The organism is Desulfopila sp. IMCC35008 (assembly GCF_010646885.2).
Taxonomy (GTDB): domain Bacteria; phylum Desulfobacterota; class Desulfobulbia; order Desulfobulbales; family Desulfocapsaceae; genus Desulfopila.
Map to the genome: position 1 here is coordinate 716,278 of NZ_CP050700.1, position 25,579 is coordinate 741,856.

20 protein-coding genes are annotated in these 25,579 nt (G+C 48.7%); 8 read left to right on the top strand and 12 right to left on the bottom strand.

Annotated elements, in window-relative coordinates:
* The first annotated feature begins 158 nt into the window (after window positions 1-158).
* Together cobA and GA520_RS03260 are read left to right on the top strand one after the other, a co-directional pair.
* Window positions 159-1,712 (top strand): uroporphyrinogen-III C-methyltransferase, encoded by a 1,554-nt coding sequence (gene cobA, locus GA520_RS03255; protein WP_163338113.1) that lies wholly within the window; start codon window positions 159-161, stop codon window positions 1,710-1,712.
* 18 nt (window positions 1,713-1,730) lie between these two features.
* Window positions 1,731-2,156, top strand: a complete 426-nt coding sequence (locus GA520_RS03260; RefSeq protein ID WP_163338112.1) for a cereblon family protein — start codon at window positions 1,731-1,733, stop codon at window positions 2,154-2,156.
* 50 nt (window positions 2,157-2,206) lie between these two features.
* Here the strand turns inward: GA520_RS03260 and GA520_RS03265 are convergent, their stop codons facing one another.
* Together GA520_RS03265 and GA520_RS03270 are read right to left on the bottom strand one after the other, a co-directional pair.
* Window positions 2,207-6,376, bottom strand: coding sequence for a DEAD/DEAH box helicase (locus GA520_RS03265; RefSeq protein ID WP_163338111.1), 4,170 nt, complete (start codon window positions 6,374-6,376; stop codon window positions 2,207-2,209).
* Window positions 6,377-6,699: 323 nt separating this feature from the next.
* Window positions 6,700-8,589, bottom strand: coding sequence for a SurA N-terminal domain-containing protein (locus GA520_RS03270; RefSeq protein ID WP_163338110.1), 1,890 nt, complete (start codon window positions 8,587-8,589; stop codon window positions 6,700-6,702).
* Window positions 8,590-9,158: 569 nt separating this feature from the next.
* Here GA520_RS03270 and GA520_RS03275 point away from each other — a divergent pair.
* On the top strand, window positions 9,159-9,479 hold the full coding sequence (locus GA520_RS03275; RefSeq protein ID WP_163338109.1) for a TusE/DsrC/DsvC family sulfur relay protein: 321 nt from the start codon (window positions 9,159-9,161) through the stop codon (window positions 9,477-9,479).
* Between the two features lie 116 nt (window positions 9,480-9,595).
* On the opposite strand, the gene GA520_RS03280 is transcribed toward GA520_RS03275, so the two are convergent.
* The 4 genes from GA520_RS03280 to GA520_RS03295 are packed head-to-tail and all read right to left on the bottom strand — an operon-like array spanning window position 9,596 to window position 12,064.
* A complete protein-coding gene (locus tag GA520_RS03280) occupies window positions 9,596-10,375 on the bottom strand; it encodes a RimK family alpha-L-glutamate ligase (RefSeq protein WP_163338108.1) in 780 nt (259 codons plus the stop codon).
* Entirely contained in the window at window positions 10,375-10,617 is a 243-nt protein-coding gene (locus tag GA520_RS03285) for a hypothetical protein (RefSeq protein WP_163338107.1), read from the bottom strand. Before GA520_RS03285 ends, GA520_RS03280 begins: the two co-directional genes overlap by 1 nt.
* Window positions 10,618-10,637: 20 nt before the next feature.
* Complete coding sequence (locus tag GA520_RS03290; protein ID WP_240910138.1) at window positions 10,638-11,096, bottom strand: polymer-forming cytoskeletal protein; 459 nt, start codon at window positions 11,094-11,096, stop codon at window positions 10,638-10,640.
* Complete coding sequence (locus GA520_RS03295) at window positions 11,096-12,064, bottom strand: M23 family metallopeptidase (protein WP_163338106.1); 969 nt, start codon at window positions 12,062-12,064, stop codon at window positions 11,096-11,098. The genes GA520_RS03290 and GA520_RS03295 overlap by 1 nt, the downstream gene beginning before the upstream one ends.
* A gap of 322 nt (window positions 12,065-12,386) precedes the next feature.
* Between GA520_RS03295 and GA520_RS03300 the strand changes: the two genes are divergently transcribed.
* The 4 genes from GA520_RS03300 to GA520_RS03315 all read left to right on the top strand — a co-directional run bounded on the left by GA520_RS03300 (window position 12,387) and on the right by GA520_RS03315 (window position 17,024).
* The gene (locus tag GA520_RS03300; protein WP_163338105.1) at window positions 12,387-14,222 is read left to right on the top strand and encodes an ABC-F family ATP-binding cassette domain-containing protein; all 1,836 of its coding nucleotides are present in this window, start codon (window positions 12,387-12,389) and stop codon (window positions 14,220-14,222) included.
* A 27-nt stretch (window positions 14,223-14,249) separates the two neighbouring features.
* Window positions 14,250-14,975, top strand: a complete 726-nt coding sequence (locus tag GA520_RS03305) for a metallophosphoesterase (RefSeq protein WP_163338104.1) — start codon at window positions 14,250-14,252, stop codon at window positions 14,973-14,975.
* A gap of 90 nt (window positions 14,976-15,065) precedes the next feature.
* On the top strand, window positions 15,066-16,367 hold the full coding sequence (locus GA520_RS03310; RefSeq protein WP_163338103.1) for a protein kinase: 1,302 nt from the start codon (window positions 15,066-15,068) through the stop codon (window positions 16,365-16,367).
* A 15-nt stretch (window positions 16,368-16,382) separates the two neighbouring features.
* Entirely contained in the window at window positions 16,383-17,024 is a 642-nt protein-coding gene (locus tag GA520_RS03315) for a LysE family translocator (protein WP_163338102.1), read from the top strand.
* 62 nt (window positions 17,025-17,086) lie between these two features.
* Here the strand turns inward: GA520_RS03315 and GA520_RS03320 are convergent, their stop codons facing one another.
* On the bottom strand, window positions 17,087-17,650 hold the full coding sequence (locus GA520_RS03320) for a hypothetical protein (RefSeq protein ID WP_163338101.1): 564 nt from the start codon (window positions 17,648-17,650) through the stop codon (window positions 17,087-17,089).
* 287 nt (window positions 17,651-17,937) lie between these two features.
* Window positions 17,938-18,960 (bottom strand): low-specificity L-threonine aldolase, encoded by a 1,023-nt coding sequence (gene ltaE, locus GA520_RS03325; protein ID WP_163338100.1) that lies wholly within the window; start codon window positions 18,958-18,960, stop codon window positions 17,938-17,940.
* A 114-nt stretch (window positions 18,961-19,074) separates the two neighbouring features.
* On the opposite strand from ltaE, the gene GA520_RS03330 reads away from it, so the two are divergent.
* Window positions 19,075-20,022, top strand: a complete 948-nt coding sequence (locus tag GA520_RS03330) for a radical SAM protein (RefSeq protein WP_163338099.1) — start codon at window positions 19,075-19,077, stop codon at window positions 20,020-20,022.
* Between the two features lie 21 nt (window positions 20,023-20,043).
* Here GA520_RS03330 and GA520_RS03335 read toward each other — a convergent pair whose 3' ends face one another.
* The 4 genes from GA520_RS03335 to GA520_RS03350 all read right to left on the bottom strand — a co-directional run bounded on the left by GA520_RS03335 (window position 20,044) and on the right by GA520_RS03350 (window position 25,402).
* Entirely contained in the window at window positions 20,044-20,364 is a 321-nt protein-coding gene (locus GA520_RS03335; protein WP_163338098.1) for an MGMT family protein, read from the bottom strand.
* Between the two features lie 109 nt (window positions 20,365-20,473).
* Window positions 20,474-22,102, bottom strand: a complete 1,629-nt coding sequence (locus tag GA520_RS03340; RefSeq protein WP_163338097.1) for an ABC-F family ATP-binding cassette domain-containing protein — start codon at window positions 22,100-22,102, stop codon at window positions 20,474-20,476.
* Window positions 22,103-22,179: 77 nt separating this feature from the next.
* Window positions 22,180-23,814 (bottom strand): ABC-F family ATP-binding cassette domain-containing protein, encoded by a 1,635-nt coding sequence (locus GA520_RS03345; protein ID WP_163338096.1) that lies wholly within the window; start codon window positions 23,812-23,814, stop codon window positions 22,180-22,182.
* Between the two features lie 202 nt (window positions 23,815-24,016).
* Window positions 24,017-25,402, bottom strand: coding sequence for an aspartate kinase (locus GA520_RS03350; protein WP_163338095.1), 1,386 nt, complete (start codon window positions 25,400-25,402; stop codon window positions 24,017-24,019).
* Window positions 25,403-25,579 lie beyond the last annotated feature (177 nt).

Genomic DNA, 25,579 nt, shown 5'->3' on the forward strand with positions numbered 1-25,579 from the left:
GTCATGAGGATTGCGGCGTATTCAATCTCTCCTGGCCTGTTGTGGTTTTATCTGTAATCCCGTTCGGATTTCGATAAGGCTGTGAGTAATCAAATAGAATCGGGCCGTTTACTGGCCGGTGACGCTTTTCCATTGTGGAAAGGTTGTCGGGATGAATTATGGAACAACAGACAAAATCAAAACGGTGTGGAAAGGTATATCTTGTCGGAGCTGGTCCGGGTGATCCCGGTCTTATTACCGTACGGGGAAAATACCTTCTGGAGAAGGCCGAAGTTCTGGTATACGATTACCTGGCCAGCAAGAGACTGCTCAAGCATGTTCCAAAAGATGCGGAGCTTATCTATGCGGGCAAGAGGGGCGGCGTTAAACATACCCACACCCAGGAAGAAATAAATCAGATGCTTGTCGATCATGCCAAGAACGGCAAGATCGTTGTCCGGCTGAAAGGTGGTGATCCTTTTATCTTTGGTCGGGGTGGAGAGGAGGTGCAGGAACTCTTTAAGGCGGGTGTGCCGTTTGAAGTTGTGCCTGGCGTAACCTCAGCTACGGCTGCTGCAACCTACGCCGGTATCCCAATCACCCACCGTGAGCATACGGCCTCCGTTGCATTTTTGACCGGACATGAGGATCCAACCAAGGGAACCTCAAATATCGATTGGTCAAAACTTGCAACCGGGGCAGGGACCATTGTCGTCTATATGGGCATCAAGAACCTGCCGGTTATCATGGACAACCTTCTGAAGCATGGCAGGGATCCCAAAACTCCCGTGGCTGTTGTTCGTTGGGCTTCTACGCCGGAGCAGCGTTCCGTGGTGGGTACCGTTGAGACCATTGCCGATATTGTTGCCAAGGCGAATATCAAGCCGCCTTCGCTTATCATTATCGGGGATGTGGTGAAGCTCAAGGCTGTGACTGACTGGTATGAAAAACGTCCGTTGTTCGGTAAGAAAATTATCGTGACCCGAACCCGTGAGCAGGCCAGTGAATTGATGGCCGGTCTTGAGGAGTATGGCGCCAATTGCGTTGAGTATTCAACCATCAATATTCAGCCGGTCGACTCGTACGAAGTGCTTGATGGTGAGATGGAGCGCTTGAATGAATATCACTGGATCCTGTTTACTTCGTTGAACGGTGTTAAATATTTCTTCGAAAGACTCTACTCGATGGGAAAGGACAGCCGTGACCTCAAAGGGCCTGATATTGCCGCTGTTGGTAAGTCCACGGCAGACCTGCTGCTACAGTATGGTGTGAATGCTGATCTCATCCCGAATGTTTTTACTGGCGAAGGGCTGGCTGAAAGTTTGCTGGACCAGGGGGTTGAAGGACGAAATATCCTTATTCCGAGAGCCCTGCATGGGAGAGAGATACTACCAGAGACCTTACGGGGGGCTGGTGCTCAGGTGACCGTAGCGCCTGTCTATCAGAACCTGCCACCGCAAGGAAAAAGAGAGGCTTTGCGTGAAGAACTTGAGCTGGGTGACGTGGATATGATAACATTTACCTCATCGTCCACAGTGCGCAATTTCCTGTCTATGGTCGATGCGGATGATCTGGATGAACTGCTGGGATTGCTGCAAGGTGTTAAGATAGCGGCCATTGGCCCGATTACGGCGAAAACAATTACGGATAACGGGCTTACTGTTGATATTCAACCGGAAGAGTTCACAATCGACGCCCTTGTACAGGCGATAGTAGAGGAATTTACCGACTGACATTTTTCTGCAATTGTTATGGATATACTTCACCCTTCCCCTGAGTTGACACCGTACTGTCTCCTGCGTGATATGCCGGAACAGGACGATTGTGTCATTACAGATGATGAAACACGTTCAGGGGACGGAAAAGCCAAAAAACTAGTCTGCGCCGGTTGCGGGAATATTATTACCGATGAAGGCCAGCGCATGACAGTTGATTCACAACATCGTCACACCTTTTTTAATCCGGCGGGGGTGGTTTATGAGCTGGGATGTTTTCGATGGGCACCAGGTTGCCTGCCTGTCGGGGAGTCGAGTGCCGAGTTTTCATGGTTTGCCGGGCATGTCTGGCGGGTTGGGGTGTGCAGCGGTTGCCTTAGCCATCTCGGCTGGCTGTTCGAGTCGGGTGAAACATCCTTTTTCGGGTTGATTGTTTCCCGACTCGTTGAGGCTGAGGGTTAGCCCAAGGTCAGTCCATGCAGCACTGCCTGCATGGATGAGAGGAATTTGGGCTAGTCTTCCTTGATCAGATCCAGCAGTTCCTCGGACGTCATCTTCGCACTGATGTCGCTGCCTTCAAGCAGGCTTCCAGCCAGATCTCGTTTTTCCTGGTGGAGGCGGACGATTTTTTCCTCAATGCTGTTTTTGCACACCAGCCTGTAGATGGTGACCGGGCGTGTCTGCCCTATACGGTGGGCTCTGTCTGAGGCTTGATCCTCAATGGCTGGATTCCACCACGGATCCATGTGAATGACATAATCCGCTGCCGTGAGGTTCAGACCGAGACCGCCCGCTTTAAGACTGATGAGGAACACATCTCCTTCACCGTCCTGAAATGCTTCGACCCTCTTTTTACGGAGTTTTGAACTGGTACCACCATCAAGATATTGATATGAAATCTGCTTTTCTTCCAGGAATTCTCGGATAATCTGGAGATGGCCGATAAACTGGCTGAAGACCAGTACTTTGTGGCGGCTTTCAATCAGCTCTTCAACGAGTGAGGAGAAAACCTCGAGCTTGGCGCTGCGGATTGAGCTGTTTGTGTCAAGCAGGCGCGGATTACAGCAGGCCTGCCGCAGCTTCATGATTTCCGTAAGGATTTGCAGGTGACGGCCTTTTTTCTCCTTGTTGCTTTCCAGGATGTCCAGAGCGTTCTGGCGAAGCGCCTCGTAAAAATGCAGTTCTTCCTCGCTCATGGAAACTTCAAGTGTGACCTCGGTGCGTGAAGGCAGTTCCTCAAGAACCTGAGACTTGATTCTGCGCAGGATAAATGGGCGGATCAGCTTTTTAAGTTTGAGCCGGGCTTCCCGGTCCTGGAACCGTTCGATGGGTACGGCAAAACGTTCATTAAAGCTCGCCAGTGTCCCGAGCAGGCCGGGATTGATGAAATGGAAGAGATTCCATAATTCACCGAGATGATTCTCGATAGGTGTTCCGGTAGTGATCAGCTTGAAACCAGCCTGCAGTGACATGGCAGCTTTTGAACGTTTGGTCGCGGCATTCTTTATAGCCTGTGCTTCATCCAGGATGACAGTCTGCCACTTTACCTTTTTGAGCAGCTCTTCTTCCTGCTGGAGCAGGGTATAGGTCGTGATTAACAGGTCGAATCTCGTAAGGCCCTCAATTGTTGCTTTTCGGTCCTTGGCAGTCAGCGACTTTATTGTCAGGGTCGGGGTGAATTTTGTGACCTCACTCTGCCAGTTTGTGGAAACTGATGTCGGTGCGACAACCAGTGACGGTCCCTCACTGGCGTTCAGTAATATGAGCGCCAGGGATTGGATGGTTTTACCAAGTCCCATATCATCGGCGAGACATCCACCAACACCCCAGTAAGAGAGCCGTGCCAACCAGTCGAATCCTTCACGCTGGTAATCACGTAATTCAGCTTGCAGGGTGGATGGCACTTCTGGTTGGAATTTCTGGATATCCCTTACCTTGTTGAGTTGTTCTTTCCAGCCCTTGTCTCCTACCGTATTGGCGAGGTCTGTCAGTTTTTCGAGCGGCATTGCTGCAAGTGGGTGGATGATTATTTCATCGCTTTCCTCGTCGGTAAATCCTTCCCCGAAGATGTTCATCTCCTCGAGGCGTCGTTTAAATTCCTGGGTTAAGGCTATAAATTGTCCGTCCCCTATTTCAATAAACCTGCCGGAAGAATTCTTGATTTTTGAGAGCAGGTCTTTGAGTTCAATGACGTGGTCCTGATCCAGTTGCAGTTGACCGCTGATAGCGAACCAGTTGTGACGGTTTGTTCGGATTTTGAGGTTAAGGTTCTCCATAGATGGTTGGTGGGCGATATTGAGCTTTTCACCTTCAGGCCATTCGATAACCACCTTTTCGCGGATTGCCTGGAGCTCCATAAGTGCCTGCAGGCAGTCGTCCGGGTCTTGCAAATGCCACTCCCGGTCGTCTTCCTGCTCCAGGTCCATGGCCAGATCAAAGATCGGGCAAAGCTCTTCAATATCCCTGGCCTTTTCCTCTTCGAGAGCGAGGTTTCTTCGGGTTTGCAGCCTTTTACCGTTCACTTCGGCCATTATGTTTTCAACACCCTGGCCGGGTTTGAGGTAGTGCCCACCTTCCTTAAACGGCTTTACGAACATCTCGAGCCTGAAACCGGTCCCATAGGGCAGCAGGTGCATGTAAATTGTTGGATCAGCTTCTACAAAGCTGATGTTATTTTTGGCAGACTGGGACCGGTCAGCGGCAATTGCGGAATGCACTGTCATAAATGACGAGATATTACCTATTGCAGTAAGGACTTTCTCGCTGGCGGCTTTAGGGACAACAAGTCCGTCACGTCCGGTAATCTGGGCAATACGTCTGTGGTTATCGCTGATATTGATTACTTTGATGCGGGTTGGTGTTTCCTTATAAATGGTCAAATTCTCAGAGGAGATAGGCTGGGCAAAACGGATATGCAGCATATCGCCGCGTTCCTCAACCAATAATTCCGGCTCGCCAGCAATCAACTCGACCGGCGTTGATGGTGATTCAGCCAAAAACAGATGGGGATGGCTGATCATGGCATTTAACGCCTTGTCCATGTCAAACTTATAATTTACGCCCTGGGTCTCATTGTTATGTATGCGCCTTATAGCTGCACAGATTTTTCTGTCCTGGGGGGTCAGAAATGTCAGTTTACTGCTTTGGTGAAGGCGGGAAAGAGAGACGGGTCTTCCTTTAGACCAGTTGCCGCCACTCATGAGTTTTTGCTCACGTGGGCCGATGGTGATCTTGTTTTTACGTACCTCCAGCATCCACACCAGCCGTATTTGTCGTTGTTCTTCCTCGATGTCCTCGGTGGTTGCGTGAATAAGGGCCTCGAGGCTTCTTTTCCACGGCTCTTCCGGCTCCAGGATGGAAAGTAGAGGAGTAAAACTCTCTTTCTCCTGAAGAGTTGCTACCGTTTGGGTGTAATCATGGTTTTCATGATGAATCTTGGCCAGAATCTCCGCTATAATAAAAGCATGAAGGTTAAATTCTGCAGATATTGCCTTGTGATAATACTCTTTAAGTTGCTCTTCAATGTCCGGTTGCAGTGTGCTGTCCAGCCAGTATTGGCAAAGGGCGGCAAACACAATCGTTAATCCGCTGGCCCGTTCATCTTCCGGGAGATGGATAGTTGAGTCCTGGCTTCCTTTGTTTATGGTCGTATTAATAACGGAGCCAAGGTATCCGTATGATAGGTTTTCAGGCGTTGCGTCAAAGAGGGACTGGGCCGTACTGATAGCGTCAGCGATTGCGGGATATCCGGCTTCTTCGTTGTTTTTCAGCAAAAACAAAATGTAGAAGAGTCCGGTGGGGCCAAAGAAGGCGACCCGGGAAGAAGCTGTAAGGTCTTTCAGGAACTGCAGGTCTTTGTTGAAAGCGTCTTCGGCCGAACTGTTATCTCCCTGAAGGAAACAAACGGTACCAAGCGCACCGGTACCGTGAAAGGATTCAGGGTGACTGTTGACAAACTCCCTCGCTCGATTGAGTTCACCTTGAAAGAGCAGGTGGTTGAATTGGAGCCGAATAAAGGGAAGCGTCTCGTCACTGGTAAGGTGGGCGAAAGAGTCTGGTGCCTGCAGGTAATTGACCACTTCAGGACATGGCTCGAGATGAGCCTGGCTATGGAGCAGGACACTGTTGAACAGGTAAAATTGAAAAGAGGCCGGCAGGCTCCGTGTCCACTCACTATCGAAAGGACACGTTGTAACCTGGACAGTTGGGGGAATCAGTCCTGTTATTTCACGGCACTGGGTACTAAGAAATTCTGCTGCTTCATCAATCAGGTCGAAATTCTGGGTGTAGATGCCGATACGCATTTCCCGCACAGCCCTCCAGCACCTGGTTGTCCATTTGCCGTAATAGTACGATACAGGCGCCTCTTCCCGAACTGCATTGGCATATCTTTCGAACGCTCCACTGCTAACGGCTATTTTACTCAGGACCTCAACAAGATCGAGGGGGCACTGGCGATCTTCGGTTAACAGACCGAGCTGTTCGAATTTGGAAAAATAGTGGTTCAGATTTGCAGCAGTCGGCCTATTGCCCCGTGGATTCTTAAATTCAAGTTTGCGGAGGCAGTTGACGACGAGAGTCGTATGGGCCGGTTCGTAAACTATCGACAGAATCTGCAGGAGAGCCTGTTCAAAGGGCGTGAGTTTTTGGTATTTTTCGAGGAGTGTTTTATCAATGGGCATATTAAATAACAGTACCAGTACGTTGTTCCAATTTTCAAATCCGGAGCAACGGCGGGACCGGCTTGATTGCAAATAGCTATCAATCTGGTTCCGTACGTCTCATTCCGGAAGGCAAGAGGGCATTATAGCATTGACAGCGGCTCAAGAGAACTAAAAAAGCCCTGATTATAGAGAATAAACGGGAATACGTCCGGGAAGATGAGCGAAAAAATACAAAAGAGCCCCGCTTTATGTACCAGCGGGGCTCGTAATGTTAATATTGCATTCCTAATGCCTTTTCGGCAGAGAAGTGTAAAGAGTACTGAATATCAGGGGAAATACATTTAGAGGCTTTTGTGTCGGGTGATAGTCGCCTTTTTTTCAAGATTAGCCAGATATGCACCGAGTATTTCCTGCTGCTTGGCGCTCAGCAACATCTGCTTGTATCTATCCAGATCCGTGTCGTCTTGTATTTCAGGTACTTCACGCTCCTGAAAAGAGAAAACATAATGGGTGTCCCCAACAACACCGGGTGATTCAGGGAACGGTTCGGAGGAAGAGAGTTTGAATACCGTTTCAAGAAGTGATGGTGGAAACTGGGTTGCTGGCTGACCATTTCGCCCCATCAAACCGGAGTTGGCTGTGGTGAGGTTGTACTCTTTAGCAACATCATTAAGCGGCTCCCCGCCATTGATTCGTTCTAATATCGTTACGGCGATCTCGCTCGCTTTCTCAGCTGCCTTGGTAGCTTTATAATCGGCGGTAGCCTTTTCCTTTACCTGTTCGAAAGGAGGCGTTTCGGGGGCCTTGACAGCCTCGGCAAAGATAATAAAGAAACCACGGTCCGATTCCACGATGGAGCTGAGTTCACCAGCCTTAAGGCTGAACGCTTTATCGAGAAAGGTGGCATCTGTGGTCAGTTCGGCAGGAGCTTTGGAGCGGGCAAAGTAGTCAGTCGTTACAAGCTCTTGATCTTTGTTGGTGTCAGCGTAGGCGCTGAGGCTGCCTGCCCCTATGATGCCCTCATACGCACCTGTTGCCAGCTGCCGAGCAAGTTTTTTAGACTCTTTATCACGTAGAATAGAGGTGATTTCTGCGCCAGCCTGCTCAAGGGTTTGTGTTGCTGCAGGTTGGACCTCTTCAAGTTTGATAACATGGTATCCAAACTGGGTCTTGACAACACTGCTGATGTCGCCCGGTTGCATGCTAAATACGGCCTGGTCAAATTCCGGAACCATCTGACCTTGGGAAAACAGACCGAGATCTCCTCCGTTTGCAGCGCTTGGGCCTTCGCTATATTCTTTGGCGAGAGCGGCAAAATCGTCAGAGGCCTTTGCGAGTTCCTGTACTTCCTCAGCTCTTTTACGTTTTTCAGCGTGCAATTCCTCGGAGTCGGTTTCGCTTGCCATGATCAGTATATGACGGGCGTTACGTTTTTCAGGAGTGGTGAATTGCTCAAGGTTCTCATTGTAATACTTTTTGATCTGGGCGTCGTCGACCGGGATCTTTTCACCCACTTTTGCATAGGTGAATGGCATATACTTAAGTTTCATCTCCGGCTCGGTATTATAATTGGTACTGTTTTCTTCGAACCATTTTTTCAGGGCTTCATTATCCACCTCGATATCCGCAACGAAATTGTCAGGTGAGACAGCAACGTACGATACCGATACTTTTTCATTATCCTGCCTGTACAGTTCTTCAACCTCAAATGCTGAGGAAGCTGAGGCGAACCCGCCGATACTGCGAACGGCTTTTTCGGTCAGCATACTGTAACGCATGTTGGACTCATATTTGCTCGGAGAAAGTTTATTGGATGCGAGCAGGGCCTTATATTTATCAAGAGAGAAAATCCCTCCCTCCTGAAACTGAACCATGTCGTTTATGACGCTCTGGATCTCTTCGCCGCTCACAATTATGCCCATCTCGTCGGCACCCTGTCGAAGCAGTTCAGACTGAATCAGCTGGTTGATGACCTGCTGCTTGATGTTGAGGGTCTCTGCCATGCCCTTGGGTAAGTTTCCACCAAACCGGGCAGCCATATTTTCATAGGCGCTGTCGTAGGCCAGCTGGAAGTCCTGGAAGGTGATTTCCTGGTCGTTGACGGTCAGTGCTGCCTCTCTGTTGTTCATGAGGTTCGAGCCAACACCCCAAAAGATGAATACCAGGGCAATAATGACCACGATGGCCTGAATAACAGTCGATTGGGCTTTGTTTCGGAGGAGTTGAAGCATAATTGTCTGTTCTGTTTGTTCTGGAAATGGTTGTGATTTTCTGTTGTTTCCCTATTGGGTATTTACCAGCCTGATCCTTAAGACTAAGGTAGCCTGGATTTGGCTAACTGATCGATTTACTCTTTCTCCTTCTCTTCTGCAAGGAAAAAGCTGAAAACCGCTTCCTGTAAAGGCTTGAACAGTGAAAATGTAACAGGGATCTGGTGCAGGAATAAAAAAAAGACAGGTACCACAAAAAAAGTAGACAGATGAAAGAAAAGAGGTATTATCGTCGATGAACTATACAGTTAGATATAAGAACGAATCTGTTGTGGGGAGGTCGATGTCGTACTCCCTAACTTATGGTGACTATAGGGTACTACATTTTAACAATAAATTGGTTTTTTGGGAATTAATGCTGCTGATTTATTGACGTAATTACGGTGTGTTGTGGTTGTGGTCTGGCCATAGCATAAATGATTCGTCATTCACTTGACAAACACTTCACCCTATAGTATTAAGCCATATTAGTTTTCAGCAGAGCTTAAGAACGGTGTAAGCCATAACATAAAATTTCAAGGAGGTTTGAAATGCCAACAATCGAACATAACGGAAAAAGCTTTACAGTAGATGAAGACGGCTTCCTTCTCAAAGGAATGGACGAGTGGAATGACGAGTGGGTTGATTACGTGAAGGGCGCAGAGGGTATCTCTGACCTGACCGACGAGCATCAGAAAGTTATCGACGCTCTGCAAGAGTACTACAAGAAGAACGGTATTGCTCCTATGGTACGTATTCTTTCCAAGACCACTGGTTTTCCGCTGAAGAGAATCTACGAGCTGTTCCCGTCTGGACCGGGTAAAGGAGCTTGTAAAATGGCTGGTCTGCCCAAGCCTACCGGTTGTGTCTAATATCTGAACTTTTCAGATAGAGATGTAAAGAGGGATGCCGATTATCGGTATCCCTCTTTTTTTTTGCCTGCATCTAGGAATGCATGCTTTATCCACTTTGGATCCTGAGTCAGGATCTATTTCAGGTTTTCCGTCTGCAATTCTTCGATAAGATGCATATGGATGGCTGCAATCCTGTTGCTGTATTCAACAGAATTGATTGCAGCCCCGCGTAAACCGCCACGAAGATTTATTTCAGTAAGATAGATATTTTCTTCCGGGGTCACCATCAGGTCAATATGACCATAGGGGAATGCACCCCTGTTCATGACACTTCGACAGTAGTCAATTAATTTCTGCTCTACTGCTATCGGGGTCGATTCCCCTCCGCAGTGAATATTCTGACGAAAGTTCTTCCTGTTTGTCCTGGTGTACGCCTCGATATAATCTGCAAGTATGATAACCCTGATATCCTGAAAATATTTCAGATAGGGCTGGACGACGAAAGGATAGTTGAGGTTTCCAAGAACCGCCATGTTATAAACGCTCTCAATGTCCTGGAAGTGGTGGATACCGAGCCCCCCGTTTTTCCTGTCCTGTTTGATAATTACTTCCGAACAGTTTATATTCTTATAAAATGAGGTTGCTTGCAGGAGTTGATTGGTATCGTAAATAACCTTGGTATCAGGCAGCATGAAGGGGCTGAAAATGCGTGCCTGATGAACTTTTGAGCGGCTGGCCAGCTGTGCAGTGGCTGAGGGAATAAGGGTGACACCCCGCTCCCGAAGATCAAGCAGTATATGCTCTTCTCCCGGTGAGAGTCGAAGTCGGCAACAGATTATTGTACTGCTGTCGAGAAGATGAAAGTTGTCGTGAAATTGATCGTTGGTGGTGATGATGCCTGGGCATTCTGCCATCAGAATATCATCTCCGAAAACCTTTGGTGAAAAGGTGTGAGGTCTTCGTCGCAGTTGCCGCAGAACAGCTTGACGTCTCCCATCGATTGTGCACTTTTATCTTCAATGGTGAATGAGCCGTCCGGGTTCTGTACATAGTGGGTCGTAGTGATAACATCATCTGTTATCTCAAAGAAGTCTTTGTCATTTCCACAGTTCGGGCACTTGAAACGGTTGGCGACATTGGGCGTGCTTAAAGGCATATAGTAACTTTTCTATTAGTTTACTTTTTCTTGTCCGGATTTGCTGCCGGGGTGACTGCTGCTGTTTGTTGAGACGGTGCTGCTTTCTTACCGATACCGCTGACCAGGTCTTTTGTTGCTGCCTTTATCTCACCGTCAAGTGCGGCGCCTGGTTCCACGGTAAGACTTCCGGCCTCAAGACGTCCGTGAATGGAGCAATTTTTTCTGGCAGTAATAATGTTGGCCTTGACGTTCCCTTCAAGATGACCGAAGCAGTTGAAAGAGGATGAGGTGATATCCCCGGTGACTTTGCCTGTTTCGCTTAAAATGAGATGTTCTCCTTTGATATTGCCGTTTATTAAACCATCGATCCGGGTCTTTCCCTGGAAAGTGATCTCGCCCGTTATTGTCATGGTTTTGTCAATTATTGAGGAAATTGCTTCACTTTCAGCTTTCTGGATCTCCTCCTGAACATCGTCTTTCTTGGTGAACATTGCCATTAATTTTTCTCCGCGTCGGCAGATTTCTTTTGAAGAAGTTTCGCCACTTGCATGTATTTTGAGGGGTTGACCGGGTTCTTTTTATACCGGATCTCATAATGAAGGTGAGGACCGGTTGATCGACCGGTGTTACCTACCTGGCCGATAAGTTGGCCTCGGGAAACGCGGTCTCCCTTGCTGACTATATAATTCTGCATATGAGCATAAGCTGTGACGTATCCGTTTTGATGGTCGATTTCGACGTAGTTGCCAAAGCTCCCGTTCTTAAAAGCCCTTTTGACGATACCATCGGCGGTGGCGTAAATCTTTTCGCCACGCTTGCCACGAAAGTCAACACCCTCGTGAAGGGCTTTTTTCTTGTTGAGGGGATCTGATCGCTTTCCAAAACGTGATGTTACCGGTCCTTCTACAGGCCTGCCGAGGGGGAGATAGCGTATCGTATCGAGGTAGGTATCTGTCTGGAAAATCAGTTTGTCGTGATTGCCTGACTGAGCGGGGATGAAAGGGCCACCGCTGTTTGTGCTTTTTTTAGCTTTCGGGTTGCTGCTGACTTTGGCCCCGATGTTGGAAATAATTGTTTCTATTATTTCACTTCTTTCGTTAAGCTCACTTACGGCTGTTGAGAGGAGTTGGTCTTTCTCTTGCTTATGGGCCGCTTCCTGGTTGGCGTTGTCCAACTTGAGGTTGGCCACTTCCAGGCTTAATTCAAGTTTCTCCCTGTCGGCAATCCTCTGGTATTCTGCTATTATCTCATCACTATGCTGCATCCTGTATTGCAGGTCGGCGAGTTGCTTGTTTATATCCCTGTTTTTAGAAAAGAGGGAAATGGAAAAACCGGTGCAGGTGATGAGGAATATGAGCAGGAGAGACGCGATTGCGGAAGAGATGAGTATCTTCTTTTTGGTACAGGGGATTTGCACAGTTTTCCCGCGCTCACCCATGACCATAATGTACAGCTGTTCATTCATTTCTGACAGTGGCTAAAAAAGTTGTGTATTGGTCTGACAATCAGTACTATAGCCCGATCATGATTCATTGTTAAACATGTGCCCGCAGTTTAGCTGCATGCACCTATCCAAAAAATTTGACTATAGCTTATACACGTCGCGTCCAAATTAATCAATATAAAAGGTAGTTTTAGTGCTTGTTTTGGATTGCTAACAAGACGTTATAATAGGGTTTTAGGAATTGAATCTCAATGAGGATTATACTGTTTGGGGGCGTAGTCATCTCCAATTTTCGGTTTACGATACTGTTTTAAGCAGTAATTATTTATATTGATAACGTATTATGGCAAATCTTGTAACGTGTCGTTCCCTGGCAAAATCGTTTGGTGCCCAGTCGCTTTTCAACGGAGTGGATCTTGTTGTATCCGGTGGGGATAAAATTGGCCTGATCGGACCGAACGGGTCGGGTAAATCAACCTTGTTGAAAATTGTCTGTGGGTTGGAAGAGCAGGATGAGGGGACAATCCTTCTGCAAAAGCACGTACGGCTCAGTTATCTCGCTCAGGCCGATCATTTTGATGATGAGCGAAGTTGTGCAGATAATCTCCTGCAGGCTCTGGAAGGCAGTGACTTCGATTCGACCGAAAGATTACACCGGGTTCGTTCGCTTTTGAGCAGGGCCGAATTTGAGGATATCGACGTGCCGGTTGCAAAACTGTCCGGTGGCTGGAGAAAGCGTCTGGCCATTTGTCGTTCCCTGTTGACAGGACCTGACGTACTGGTGATGGATGAGCCAACCAACCACCTTGATATCGAGGGGATCCTGTGGCTTGAGGAATTACTGAAGTCAGGATTACACGAAGGGCCCAAGGCCTTTTTGCTTGTCAGCCACGACCGTAGGTTTTTAGAAAACTGTACCAACAGGATCATAGAACTGTCTGCTTCCTATCCGTCGGGGTCTTTCGAAGTTAACGGCAACTATTCCCAGTTTCTGGAAGAGCGCGAGAAAGTCATCCAGCTTCAGGCCGAAAATGAAGTTCGACTCTCTAATAAGGTGCGCAGGGAAACAGAATGGCTCAGGAGGGGGCCGAAGGCCCGAACCACGAAGGCCCGGTACCGAATTGATGAAGCGTACCGTTTGCAGGATCAATTGACTGAGGTGAAAACACGAAACCGGGCCGGAGGATCTGTCCAGCTCGATTTTGATTCCACCGGCCGGAAGACCAAGAAACTGCTCGAAGCAGTAGGGCTGACAATGGGGTATGACGGGCAGAACCTGTTTTCGGATCTCGATATCCTGTTGACTCCTGGAAGTCGTCTGGGGTTGCTTGGCAGAAATGGCTGTGGTAAATCGACGCTGATGAAAATTCTGGCTGCGGGGGGAGACGACAACAGTTCAGGACCCGACTCAGGTAGCATCCGCAAGGCCGATAACGTCCAGATAGCCAGCTTCGACCAGAATCGCGAACAGATTGACCCGACTGTCACCTTAAAACGTGCCCTCTCACCAGAGGGTGACTCGGTAGTTTTTCAGGGTAGATCACTCCATGTGGTAAGCTGGGCAAAGAAATTCCTGTTTAATGTGGATCAGCTGGAAACTCCGGTAGCCCAACTTTCAGGTGGGGAACAGGCGAGAATTTTGCTGGCAAATCTGATGAAACGGCCAGCGGATATCCTCTTGCTTGATGAGCCGACAAATGACCTGGACATTCCATCTCTGAATATGCTGGAGGAGAGTTTACTCGATTTTCCAGGGGCTCTGGTGCTTGTCACTCACGATCGATTTTTGCTGGATAGGGTATGCGACAACCTTATCGGTTTTGATGGTAAAGGCGGAGTTGCTTATTATGCCGATTATACCCAGTGGCTGGATGACCTAAAGACCAGTGACTCTCTGCAGGAAACGAATAAAAAGGAAAAACCGAAGTCAAAAAAGAGTTCAGGTAAAAAACCGGGTCGTCTTTCCTATATGGATCAGCGGGAATACGACACCATGGAAGAACGGATTACAGAGGGTGAGTTGGGGATCGAAGAGTTGCAGGCCCGGATGGAATCCCCGGAGGTTGTAGCTGATTCGTCTCAACTTGCCGAATGCTGGCAACAGCTTGAAGAGCTCAAGGCACGGGTCGAGGATTTGTATGAGCGCTGGGATGAACTGGAGGCTAAAAAGGAGTCGTAGCCAAGAAAAAAGGAGATAGAGCAAGATATGAAAATAGCGATACTCTCTGATATTCATGGAAATCTCGAGGCGTTGGAAGCTGTCCTTTCCGATCTTGAGATACAGTGTCCCGATTCAGTTGTCTGTCTTGGCGATTTCATAGGTTATGGGCCAGATCCTGAGGCGGTGGTCAGGCGGGTTATTAATTATGGCTTTATTTCGCTTCTTGGTAATCATGAATCAGCCTTGTTCAGGAAAAGTGACAGAAGCTGGATGAATTTTCAGGCTCAGGAAAACAATGAAGTGACCGAAACCCTGTTGTCTCAGCAAAGTCTCGATTATTGCTTTCGGTTGTCCCGCTCTGTTATCCTGGAAAACGCTCGATTTGTTCACGGTTGCCCTCCTGATTCGGTACTGAAGTATCTGCACATGTTAAGTGACGATGAGGTTCTGAAATGTTTATCGACTTCGGAGGAGTCGTTCATTTTTGTTGGGCATACACATAAGCTGACTCTGGTTTCAGAACATCACAACAAGGTTATTCGTGAACGATTGAGGGAAGGAGTTACCTTGCTTGATCCGGAGAAAAAATACATAATCAACGCCGGCAGTGTCGGTCAGCCGCGGGACGGCAATAACAAGGCCAAATATATTCTGTGGAATACCGTGATGTCTTCTATTGAGGTGCGGGCACTGACCTATGAGGTTTCGGTCACGGCGCAGAAGATCCTGCAACGAGGGTTTCCTGAGGCCTACGCAATCCGCCTGAGGTAGGCACATTGGACTGCCAGGGAACATTTTGCAAAGGGGACGATGAACAGCGCTGGAAGATATGAAATATGCGGTCGGCTCGGCCGTGGAGGCATGAGCACGGTCTATAAGGCTCGCGCTCCCATTACCGGCAGGGTGGTGGCTCTCAAAATTTTGAAACCCCGTGATGATATTTTCGAGGATCTGGTTGGCCGGAAGAGGTTGCGTGAAATCTTCCTGGAGGAGGCTCGGATCATGGGGCGGATCAGCCACGATCATGTTGCCAAGGTCATCGACTGCGACCTTCACGACGAGGTTCCATTTATTGTGCTCGAATACTTCTCCCACTCACTGGGTGATTTTATCGGGGAGGCGTATAAAGTAGAGCAGGAATCACGCATCGTCAGTGTGCCCCGGACCAGCCTCTATATCAGCCAGGCCCTCAAGGGCCTTGAACGACTGCACTTTGCCGGAATTGTCCATAGGGATATAAAACCGTATAATATGATGATTACCAGTGACGACCGGGTAAAACTCATCGACTTTGGATTATCACGTGTTCGCGGTGAGGAAGCCGTGACGATTCCGGGTATGCAGGTTGGCTCCCCTTATTATACGGCACCAGAGCAGATCAGGGATCCTGAACAGGTCGACGGCCGCGCCGATCTGTTTAGTATTGGTGTGATGCTGTACAGGATGCTTACCGGCCGATTGGCCGAGCTTAAATCGGGAGGAATCCTTGCTCCCAGTACCTATAATCCGGATCTTGATGAAGACTGGGATCGTTTTGTATTGCGCAGTCTTAGTAAGCAACCGGAAAAGAGATTCGACAGCGCACTTGAGATGCGTGTCGCGTTGGAGGAGCTCTATTCCGGCTGGAAAAATCATCATCAAGGCCAATGTACCATTCCCCTGATGACGGAGCGTGAAACCCTCGACAGGATAAGGGTAACACCCCGTTCCAAACCTACCCGGTTACTGTACAAGGATATCCGAAATGCGCTTGGGCTGGATGAGTTGTTTCGACCTAGAGATTTTTTTACGCACCAGCTGGAGGTGTGTGATCCAATGGTTGTATATGATCCGGTGACCCATTTGTACTGGCAGCGTTCAGGTTCCGGATTTACAGTGGATTGGCAGCAGGCGCAGGAATACATCCGCTATATTAATGATCAAAAGTTTCAGGGGAAATCAACGTGGAGGCTACCTACAACGGAAGAGATTGTTACGATTTTGCGTTCACCCTCCGTACAACGGGATTTCTGCCTTGATGCAAATTTCGATACGTCACTCCACTGGCTCTGGTCAGCGGACACGAGTACCAAGAAGCAGGCCTGGATGGCCGACATCATAGAAAGTCATATTGCACGGCAGGACCTTGATGGGTCGGCTTCTGTCTGCGCGGTGAGCGAGTAAGGGGGAAATGAATATATGGAAGCACTGGGAATAGGAAATTTTTATATGTTCGTTACCGCCTGCCTGATGCTGAACTTGTATCCGGGGCCGGATACCATGTACATAATCGGGCGCAGCGTCAGCCAGGGGCGACTGGCAGGGGTCGCGGCTGTGCTTGGGATTACCAGTGGTGGCATGGTGCACGGTGTGCTCGGCTGTTTCGGCCTGTCAGCCATACTTGCAGTCTCGTCAAAGGCGTTCCTGGCCTTGAAACTTCTTGGCTGTTGTTATTTGCTGTATCAGGCGGTACAGATGTTCAGGACCGCTTCCCAGCTGGCAGATACGGAAATCCGTATTCAGGATCACAACTCTTTTTTCAGGATTTATCGCCAGGGAGCTGTGACTAATATCCTCAATCCGAAAGTGGCCCTGTTCTTCCTGGCCTTTATTCCGCAGTTTATTTCACCTGCAGCGGCAAATAAGCCGCTGGCCTTCTTGGTGCTCACTGTTACCTTTATGACCACAGGAACCTTATGGTGCCTGGTCGTTGCCCTGGCGGCTTCAAAAGTAAGCAGCAGGATGCGCAGCTCAAAACGGTGTTCTCAGTGGTTGTTGCGTATAAACGGGACGCTCTTTGCTTTCTTGGGACTGAAACTGGCGATGACCGATATACAGTAAGAAAAGGGTTTGTTCCAACGTGTGGTGCAAACCGTCCAGTGAGTTGCTCTGTAGGAGTCAGTTTATGTCGTAATCTTGGGTTTGTCTGACTCAATATGTATTTGCCAGAGCCCACCGTTTTCAAGGGATTTTAACTTGTTTTTATAGGTTTGCACCTCGGCTTTATTCAGTCGTATCCACTCGAAGCTCTGGCTGAAGCTCTCTTGCACAGAGCTGGACCTCACAATTTCGAGTCTTTCGGAAGCCATGGTAATCTCGCCGTCTTTTACTGTTATATACACAGGTTCCTGGAGGTTATCCTCTTTTTTGTTAAATGACGTGCTTACTCCTGTCGTTGGAGTCGCGTAGGTGATCCAGGTGTCTATTTCATAGGTTCCTGGTGTCAAAATATCAGAGATAATGAAATCTCGGCCTGCCATTGGATAAATCTTGATTTCAAATGGTTGAGGGACTTTGCCCGCAATGGCGTAGTAACAAGTAAATTCTTTTCCACTGTTCAGCTCTGCTTTCATCGGAAAAGCCATGATCCCGCCAGCCTGCCCTCCCGACACAGGCAGTTTCTGGGCACAACCCGGCAAGAGCAGGAAAGAGACAGCTGTGAATAGTATCAGAATTTGTTTATGCATGTGAGTGACGTCCCGTGGGGAAAAAATTCTGCCCTAAAACTACCTTTCGTGAGTCTTCAATTACCTCTCCGGGCTTATCGTTGCGACTTAAATTGTGATCCTCAGATTATAAACTAAATGCTTGTTGTAAAAATTGCAGTCGCGCTTCGGCTTTGAACAGAATACTGAGTTGTCAGGATGAAAACCAGATCGGTCAAATGTCTTGTCGGCCTTGCATTCCTGATGATTCGATAAAAAAATCATATGTGATAGCTGCTGAAAGCTCAAGACCACCCCTGGTGCAATTGCTATCTGGAGGAAGCAAAGTAGTCCCGCATCGCGGAGACGGTTTTCTCAATATCCGCTTTATCCACATCCAGGTGAGTTACAAGGCGTAATGATGAACCAGCGCTAATAAGTATCCCTCTTGATTTCAGGAAATTGCCGAGTGGTTCCGCATCTCTTGAGGGCACAGTGGCAAAAACCATATTTGTTTGACTCTCGCTGTATTCAATCTGTAGTTCTTCTATGTCAGCCAGTGCTTTGGCGAGAGTTTCGGCATTACTGTGGTCTTCAGCCAGTCGCTCGATGTTATGTTGCAAGGCGTACTGGCCTGCTGCAGCAAGGATACCAGCCTGGCGCATACCGCCACCGGCTACCTTTCGCCACCTGCGTGCGCGGGCGATAAATTCAGATGATCCGCACAGTATAGAACCGACCGGCGCTCCCAACCCTTTCGAGAGGCAAATAGAAACAGAGTCAAAGTAGCGGGTTATCTCCCTTGGGGCCACCTGTTTTTTCACCGCAGCGTTCATCAGTCGGGCTCCGTCCAGATGCAGCTTAAGATTGCTGGTTCTGGCGAATTCACAGGCTTGCTTAAAGTAATCGAGTGGTAATGCCTGACCGTTCTGGGTGTTTTCGAGGCAGAGCAATCGGGTTCGGGCAAAATGGAAGTCGTCCGGCTTAATTTTTGAGCGCACCTCCTCCAGGTCAAGGGTTCCATCTTCTTTAAATTCAACGGGCTGTGGCTGGATGGATCCGAATACTGCGGCCCCTCCGCCTTCGTATTTATAGGTATGGGCTGTCTGGCCAACGATATATTCATCTCCACGTTGACAGTGGGCGAGCAGTCCGACAAAGTTTGCCTGGGTGCCGCTACAGGCAAAAAGTGCCTCCTCAAACCCAAACATATCAGCCGCAAATTTCTGGAGTTTGTTGATGCTGGGGTCATCCCCGTACACATCGTCCCCGACTTTCGCTTTCATCATGCATTCGAACATACCGGGAGTGGGACGGGTGACGGTGTCGCTTCTGAGATCGATGTCTTTCATGTCGGTTTCGCCTGGCTAGTGAGAAATGTGCTATAATAGGGTAGTCTTGTATACTGGCCCCGTTCGCGGTGGCCCGATTATACCACCTTGGTCTTTTTTGTCGAGAATGGGGCAATGCAACCTTCATATCTGAAATTGTCGAAGTCGGGTGAATTAGTCAAGCGAGCCGAACAAGGGTTGGAACTTCTTTCCAGTTGCAGCATTTGTCCTCGCAATTGCGGTGTGGACCGGACGGCAGATGAGCGTGGATTTTGCGGAGTTGGAAAGTACGCAGAAGTGGCAAGTTTCGGTCCTCATTTTGGGGAAGAGGCACCATTGGTCGGACGGAACGGTTCAGGGACAATTTTCTTCTGCGGTTGTAACCTGCTGTGTGTGTTTTGTCAGAATTACGATATCAGCCATCCGGAGGAGGGGACTTGCTCACCGGTTGATGCAAAGACTCTCGCCCGCTTGATGACCGATCTGCAGCGGCAGGGATGCCACAATATCAATCTTGTCACTCCCAGTCATATTGTTCCCCAATTGCTTTGGGCACTTGTCTACGCCATCGACGAAGGCCTTACTGTACCCCTTGTCTACAACAGTGGTGGGTATGACAAACTGGATACGCTCCACTTGCTTGACGGTGTTGTGGACATCTTCATGCCCGATTTCAAATTCTGGGATGGTGAAACTTCAGCGGCTTTCATGCAGGCTCCTGATTATCCCGAAGTTGCACGCTCAGCAATTATTGAGATGCAAAAACAGGTCGGCGATCTGGTCGTGGATAAGAATGGCGTTGCCGAACGGGGGCTGTTGGTTCGGCACCTCCTCATGCCTTCAGGGATGGCGGAATCGAGGGAGATTTTCCGATTTCTTGCTCAACAGGTATCAGCCAATTGTTATACGAATATAATGGACCAGTATCACCCCTGCGGCAAGGCCTTGGAGTTTCATGAGTTGTCCGGTTCGATTTCTGCCGTACACTATGAAGAGATGGTGCAGGCAGCACGATCCAGCGGACTGAGACGTATTGACAGCAGGGATTTTGATAAGTTGATGGAGATGTTGTCAGGTAAATAGTTGAGTACTTCCAACAACCAGTTAGAAGCAATTGTTTGCCGGCCAGAGATACTCCTCAAGATCTATGCAGCCATTTCCCCCAAAGACTATGCCTTCTTGTTCAAGCAGTTCTTTTTGCTGTTCATACCCGCCGCCACGAGGTAATGAGATTTTCCCATCCCGGTTCATCACCCGGTGCCAGGGGAGGTCGTATTTTTCAGAGCTGGAATGGAGGATGCGGGCCACCTGACGGGCACCGGACCTGTTGCCTGCACGGGAAGCAACAAGGCCGTATGTCATGACCCGGCCAGGGGGGATGGAGCTTATTATGTCCCGGACGCGGGTTGTAAATATTTCCGTCATTTGCAAGTTGGTGCAAAAAATAATCTTGTTGTTTAGACTGGCTATGTCACATGCTTCGATCTGGACCAGAGAAGCGTCGACTTCGAAACGCCTAGTTTTAGCTTGGAAACTAGTTCGGAACGGTAACACCAAGCTGCTCTTTTTGTGCGATGACGCCTGGGTCAGTGAGGTAATCATCATAGGGGAGCATCTTGTCGAGCACCCCATTGGGGGTGATTTCAATTATCCGGCTTGCGACCGTGGCCATAAGTTGATGATCATGGGACGAAAACAGGACAACCTCCGGAAAGGCTTTCAGGCCATTATTCAGTGAGGTGATGGACTCAAGGTCCAGGTGGTTGGTGGGTTCATCCAGGATGAGTGCATTAGCATCGCTTAACATCATTCTTGAGAGCATGCAGCGGACTTTTTCACCACCGGAAAGTACGCTGGTTTTTTTCAATGCTTCATCCCCGGAGAACAACATTTTACCCAGGAACCCCCTGGCGTAGCTTTCTCCTTCAGTTGGTGGTGTGTATTCTCCAAGCCAGTCGACCAGGGTCTTGTCATTGCTGAAAAAAGAGCTGCTTTCTTTAGGGAAATAAGAGGTAGACATGGTGAGGCCCCAACGAAAACTGCCGCCGTCCGGTTCCATTTCGCCAGCCAGTATCTGGAAAAGGGTCGTAATCGCTACACTGTTTGTACCGACAAAACCGATTTTTTCACCTTTGTTCACTTCCAGGGAAAAGTTATCGAGCACACGGTGTCCATCGATATCTTTGGTCAGGTTCTTGATTTCCAGAATAACATCGCCACAAGGTCGTCCTGCCTTAAAGAGTATGTAGGGGTATTTGCGGGAGGAGGCGGGCATATCTTCCATTTCCAATTTGTCGAGCAGTTTTTTTCTCGAAGTGGCCTGTCTAGCCTTGGACGCATTGGAGGAGAACCTGGCGATAAACTCTTTGAGCTCTTTCGCCTTGGCATCGGATTTGCGTCCGGCATCCTGCCTCTGTTGTTGTATCAATTCACTTGCCTGGTACCAGAAATCATAATTCCCCGCATATACCTTTATCTGGCTGTAGTCAATATCCGCCATGTGGGTGCAAACCTGGTTGAGGAAATGCCTGTCATGAGAGACGATAATAACAGTATTCTGGAAGCGCTCCAGAAAACCTTCGAGCCAGATGATGGATTTTCGGTCCAGGTTGTTTGTCGGTTCGTCAAGCAGAAGGATATCCGGGTTCCCAAAGAGTGCCTGGGCAAGCAGGACGCGAACCTTTTCGCCGCCTTCGAGCTCCTTCATTTTCTTGTCACGGAGTTCTTCGCCAATGCCAAGGCCACTCAGCAGAACAGCGGCTTCGGATTCAACTTCATATCCGTTCATCTCGGCGAATTCTGCCTCGAGTTCACCACTGCGGATACCGTCTTCTTCGGTGAATTCGGTTTTTGCGTAGAGAGCCTCACGTTCCGCCATGATTTCATGTAGCCGGGCATGAGCCATGAGTACGGTTTCAGCAACTGTGCACTCGTCAAAGGCAAATTGATCCTGGCTTAAGACTGCAATACGCTGTTTTCCGCTAACAAAGACTTCGCCGCTGTCAGGTTCGAACTGGCCGGAGAGGATTTTCAGGAAGGTCGATTTACCGGCCCCGTTGGCGCCGATAAGACCGTAACAATTACCGGGGGTGAATTTAATATTAACATCTTTAAAAATAATGCGTTTACCGTATGCTAGTGCAATGTTTGAAGCTTCAATCATAATATTCCAGTGATAATTCGGTCGATAGGTAGCTGACCGCTCGGTTTTTTTTTAGGGTGTGTGACTATTGTCGTGTATTAGTTCGTGTATGAGCTGCTTGCAGCCTGGCGCAGGTAGTAGTCGTAATCGCCCTCATAGATACGCATCTCCCCGTGGTCTATCTCAAATACCCTGTTGGCGAGTGAGCGGAGGAAATGGCGGTCGTGGCTGACAAGGAGTACGGTGCCTGAAAAGTTCTGGAGAGCTTTGAGGAGTACTTCCCGTGAAAGGATATCGAGATGGTTGGTCGGCTCATCTAGTACCAGGAAATTAAGGGGCAGGGAAAGCAGTTTTGCCAGCACAACGCGACTTTTTTCCCCGCCGGAGAGGTTGGCTATTCGCTTATCAACATCATCGCCCTGAAACAGGAAAGCGGCGCAGAGATTACGAATAACACCGATATTCTCAAGCGGCAGGACCTCCTGTACTGCCTCAAACACGGTATGGTCGGGGTTGAGGATATCCATGGAGTGTTGGCTGAAGTAGCCGGTGTTGACGCCGGCACCCATGACAACCTCTCCGGAGGTTGCCTCTGCTTGACCTGTAATAACTTTAAGCAGGGTGGATTTTCCTGCTCCGTTGACTCCCACCAGGGCAATTTTCTCAAGTCGCCTGATGGTTCCGTTGAGACCACTGAATACAGGTTTGATATCCCCATTGACGGTCTTCCAGGATTTTTTGAGCTCTTTAAGATGGAGAACATCGTCACCGCTTCGAGGAGGAACAGGGAAGTCAAACTTCATTACTTTCTGTTCCGGCGGCAATACAATTCTCTCGATCTTCTCCAGTTTCTTGATGCGGGACTGAACCTGGGCAGCATGGGATACCCGGGCTGCAAATTTGGCTATAAACTCTTCTTCCTTGGCCAGCATTTCCTGTTGGCGGCGATAGCTTGCCTGCAGTTGTTCGCGACGAATTTCCCTCTCCCGCAGGTAAAAATCATAGTTTCCGTTGTACGTCGTTGCCTGGCCATTGGCTATTTCAATGACCCTGGAGACGATCCTGTTCATGAAATCTCGATCATGGCAAGTCATCAACAGGGCCCCTTTGTATTCGTTTGACAACCACTCTTCAAGCCAGAGGATGGATTCGATATCGAGATGGTTTGTCGGTTCATCGAGCAGTAGTACATCCGGGTTTATGGTAAGGATCTTCGCCAGGGCGATCCGCATTTTCCAGCCGCCGCTGTAGGTCTCGACCGGTAAGGAGAAGTCCTCTTCAGAAAAACCAAGACCGCTCAGGATTGCTTTGGCACGGGATTCCAGGTCATAGCCGCCGCGGTGCTCAAATATCTCAGTTATTGTGCCATACTTTTCAAGCAAATTGGCCAAGGCGTCATCGTCCATTGGCTGGCTCATCTGGACTTCCATTTCGCGCATCTGCTGTGCCATATCCATTACTTCACCGGCGGCGGACATGATTTCATCCAGTATTGAACGACCGGACATTTCTCCAACATCCTGGGAAAAGTAACCGATGACCGTTTTCCTGGAGCAGGCGATGTCACCTTTATCGGACTCTTCTTCGCCGGTGATGAGGCGAAAGACAGATGTCTTACCGGCCCCGTTGGCACCAACAAGACCGGTTCGGGTTTTTGGAAGGATCTGTAGGCTGGCATCCTGGAACAGAACCTGGGAGCCGTACTGCTTATGTATATTGTTTAGATGTATCATGGCATAAGTTGTCTATCAGGAAAAATGGAGCCGAACGTACCACAGTATCAGGAGTGGCGCAAGGACATAGTTGTATATTATATCCTTGAATGTGTGTGAAAATACAGTTGTGTATAATTGTATATGGAGAGGATAAGGGCACAACCGGTCCAACAGCTTTCTGTTTCACCGGTTGTGAGAGGAAATTCGCAAGTGGGTGGCGCTACATGCAGAGGGCGGAGTGGAGTGAGCGCTGCGCCTGGGCAAACTGATCACGTTCAACAATAAACTGCATATTTGTTTGTCTGGAGGTCTGGGAGACCGCCAGGATGTTAATGTTGTCCTTGGCGAGCGCGGTGGCTGCTTTGGCCATGATGCCTGGCTGGCCTATATTTGAACCGATAGCACAGACGATGGCGAGTCTGGCTGTGGAGACATGCTCGAACTTGTCGGAGAGCTCAGCGATCAGGTGTGGTGAACAGTCTTTTTCCAGGATGATAAGGTCGATGGTGTTGGCGTTTGTTACCTTACTAATATAGGAGACACCGTATTTAGCGAAGATTTCCATAATTCCGAGATCGAAGCCTACTTCGCCAACCATGCGGGTGTCATGGATTTCAAGGCAGGCGACGGCATTTGAACCGGTAACGATTTCAACTTTGGACTCCGGGGCAATAAAATCCATGGTAATAAGGGTGCCGGGATGGTCCGGGTCGAAGGCATTTTTTACCCGGATGGGGATAGAATTAATTTCCAGTGGTTTAGATGCTTTTGGATGAATGGCTTCCATGCCGACATCGGCTAACTGGTCAGCCACGTCATAATTTGTATTGCATACCGGATGGGCGTCTTCCTCCCCGACGATGAGCGGGTCACCGGAACAGAGATGGTATTCCTTGTGGATAATTGCCTCTGAGGCGTGGAGCAAGACAGCAATCTTGGAAAACGTCACCTCTGAATACCCCCTGTCGAACTCACGCATAATCCCTTCGGTGCCCTTGGTGTATCCGGTAGCAAAGCACATGGTCGCGTAGGGGTCGATGTTCTCAAAGCTGTTTCGTATCCGGTCATCAATGGTGAGTTGACGGCCATCCTCCCAACCACTCAAGTCAACAAAGTTGGTATTGTAGCCCTTGTTTTTTAAGATGTTGGCAGAGTTATAGGCACTATGCATTTCACCCAGCGAGGCAAGCAGTTCACGTGCGGCAAGGAGTAATTCGTGACGGGTGACATAGCCGGAAGCAAGGACGTTGTCCATGGACCGGAGAATGTTAATTGCCAGATCGATTCGGTCGCCAATAAAGTCGTTGGCCTTTTCTACTTCAAGACCTACGTCCTTGAACCCTGCGTTCAGTTCAAAAAGGTGGTCCCGAAGAGCCAGCATCCTTATGGGATAATTCTCCTGCTCTTCAAAAAGCTTATAGATCCCCGGCTTGTTGCTTTTTTTATGTTCGAGCAACTCGTTGGTTACACCGGCATAAGCGGAAACAACAAAAATTCTTCCGTAACAGTCGTCCTTTTTGCGAAGGATTACATTGTCAATTATTTCCGGGAACCTGGACATAGAGGTTCCACCTATTTTCTCAACACGAAGATTATATTTGTTCATGATCATTGTTTGGGGGGTCGCTGTTTGTTGCTTGGCTCCTCTCCTGAAGATGAGGTCGCCAAAATAACATCATTTTGCTTATAAGGCCCTGTTTTTGCCTCAAACCTGGCTTTGAGAGTATTCTACTTATCAATTTCAATCTGCCAATGCAAGGGTTTTTAGTTAACTGGGAGAGTT

Bases quoted from the DNA above. Each gene is read 5' to 3' on its own strand.
- cobA (WP_163338113.1), top strand. From the start codon at position 159: ATGGAACAACAGACAAAATCAAAACGGTGTGGAAAGGTATATCTTGTC.
- GA520_RS03350 (WP_163338095.1), bottom strand. From the start codon at position 25,402: ATGAACAAATATAATCTTCGTGTTGAGAAAATAGGTGGAACCTCTATG.
- GA520_RS03295 (WP_163338106.1), bottom strand. From the start codon at position 12,064: ATGAATGAACAGCTGTACATTATGGTCATGGGTGAGCGCGGGAAAACT.
- GA520_RS03260 (WP_163338112.1), top strand. From the start codon at position 1,731: ATGGATATACTTCACCCTTCCCCTGAGTTGACACCGTACTGTCTCCTG.
- GA520_RS03270 (WP_163338110.1), bottom strand. From the start codon at position 8,589: ATGCTTCAACTCCTCCGAAACAAAGCCCAATCGACTGTTATTCAGGCC.
- GA520_RS03300 (WP_163338105.1), top strand. From the start codon at position 12,387: ATGGCAAATCTTGTAACGTGTCGTTCCCTGGCAAAATCGTTTGGTGCC.
- GA520_RS03305 (WP_163338104.1), top strand. From the start codon at position 14,250: ATGAAAATAGCGATACTCTCTGATATTCATGGAAATCTCGAGGCGTTG.
- GA520_RS03335 (WP_163338098.1), bottom strand. From the start codon at position 20,364: ATGACGGAAATATTTACAACCCGCGTCCGGGACATAATAAGCTCCATC.
- GA520_RS03315 (WP_163338102.1), top strand. From the start codon at position 16,383: ATGGAAGCACTGGGAATAGGAAATTTTTATATGTTCGTTACCGCCTGC.
- ltaE (WP_163338100.1), bottom strand. From the start codon at position 18,960: ATGAAAGACATCGATCTCAGAAGCGACACCGTCACCCGTCCCACTCCC.
- GA520_RS03265 (WP_163338111.1), bottom strand. From the start codon at position 6,376: ATGCCCATTGATAAAACACTCCTCGAAAAATACCAAAAACTCACGCCC.
- GA520_RS03345 (WP_163338096.1), bottom strand. From the start codon at position 23,814: ATGATACATCTAAACAATATACATAAGCAGTACGGCTCCCAGGTTCTG.
- GA520_RS03330 (WP_163338099.1), top strand. From the start codon at position 19,075: ATGCAACCTTCATATCTGAAATTGTCGAAGTCGGGTGAATTAGTCAAG.
- GA520_RS03275 (WP_163338109.1), top strand. From the start codon at position 9,159: ATGCCAACAATCGAACATAACGGAAAAAGCTTTACAGTAGATGAAGAC.
- GA520_RS03320 (WP_163338101.1), bottom strand. From the start codon at position 17,650: ATGCATAAACAAATTCTGATACTATTCACAGCTGTCTCTTTCCTGCTC.
- GA520_RS03310 (WP_163338103.1), top strand. From the start codon at position 15,066: ATGAGCACGGTCTATAAGGCTCGCGCTCCCATTACCGGCAGGGTGGTG.
- GA520_RS03290 (WP_240910138.1), bottom strand. From the start codon at position 11,096: ATGGCAATGTTCACCAAGAAAGACGATGTTCAGGAGGAGATCCAGAAA.
- GA520_RS03280 (WP_163338108.1), bottom strand. From the start codon at position 10,375: ATGGCAGAATGCCCAGGCATCATCACCACCAACGATCAATTTCACGAC.
- GA520_RS03340 (WP_163338097.1), bottom strand. From the start codon at position 22,102: ATGATTGAAGCTTCAAACATTGCACTAGCATACGGTAAACGCATTATT.
- GA520_RS03285 (WP_163338107.1), bottom strand. From the start codon at position 10,617: ATGCCTTTAAGCACGCCCAATGTCGCCAACCGTTTCAAGTGCCCGAAC.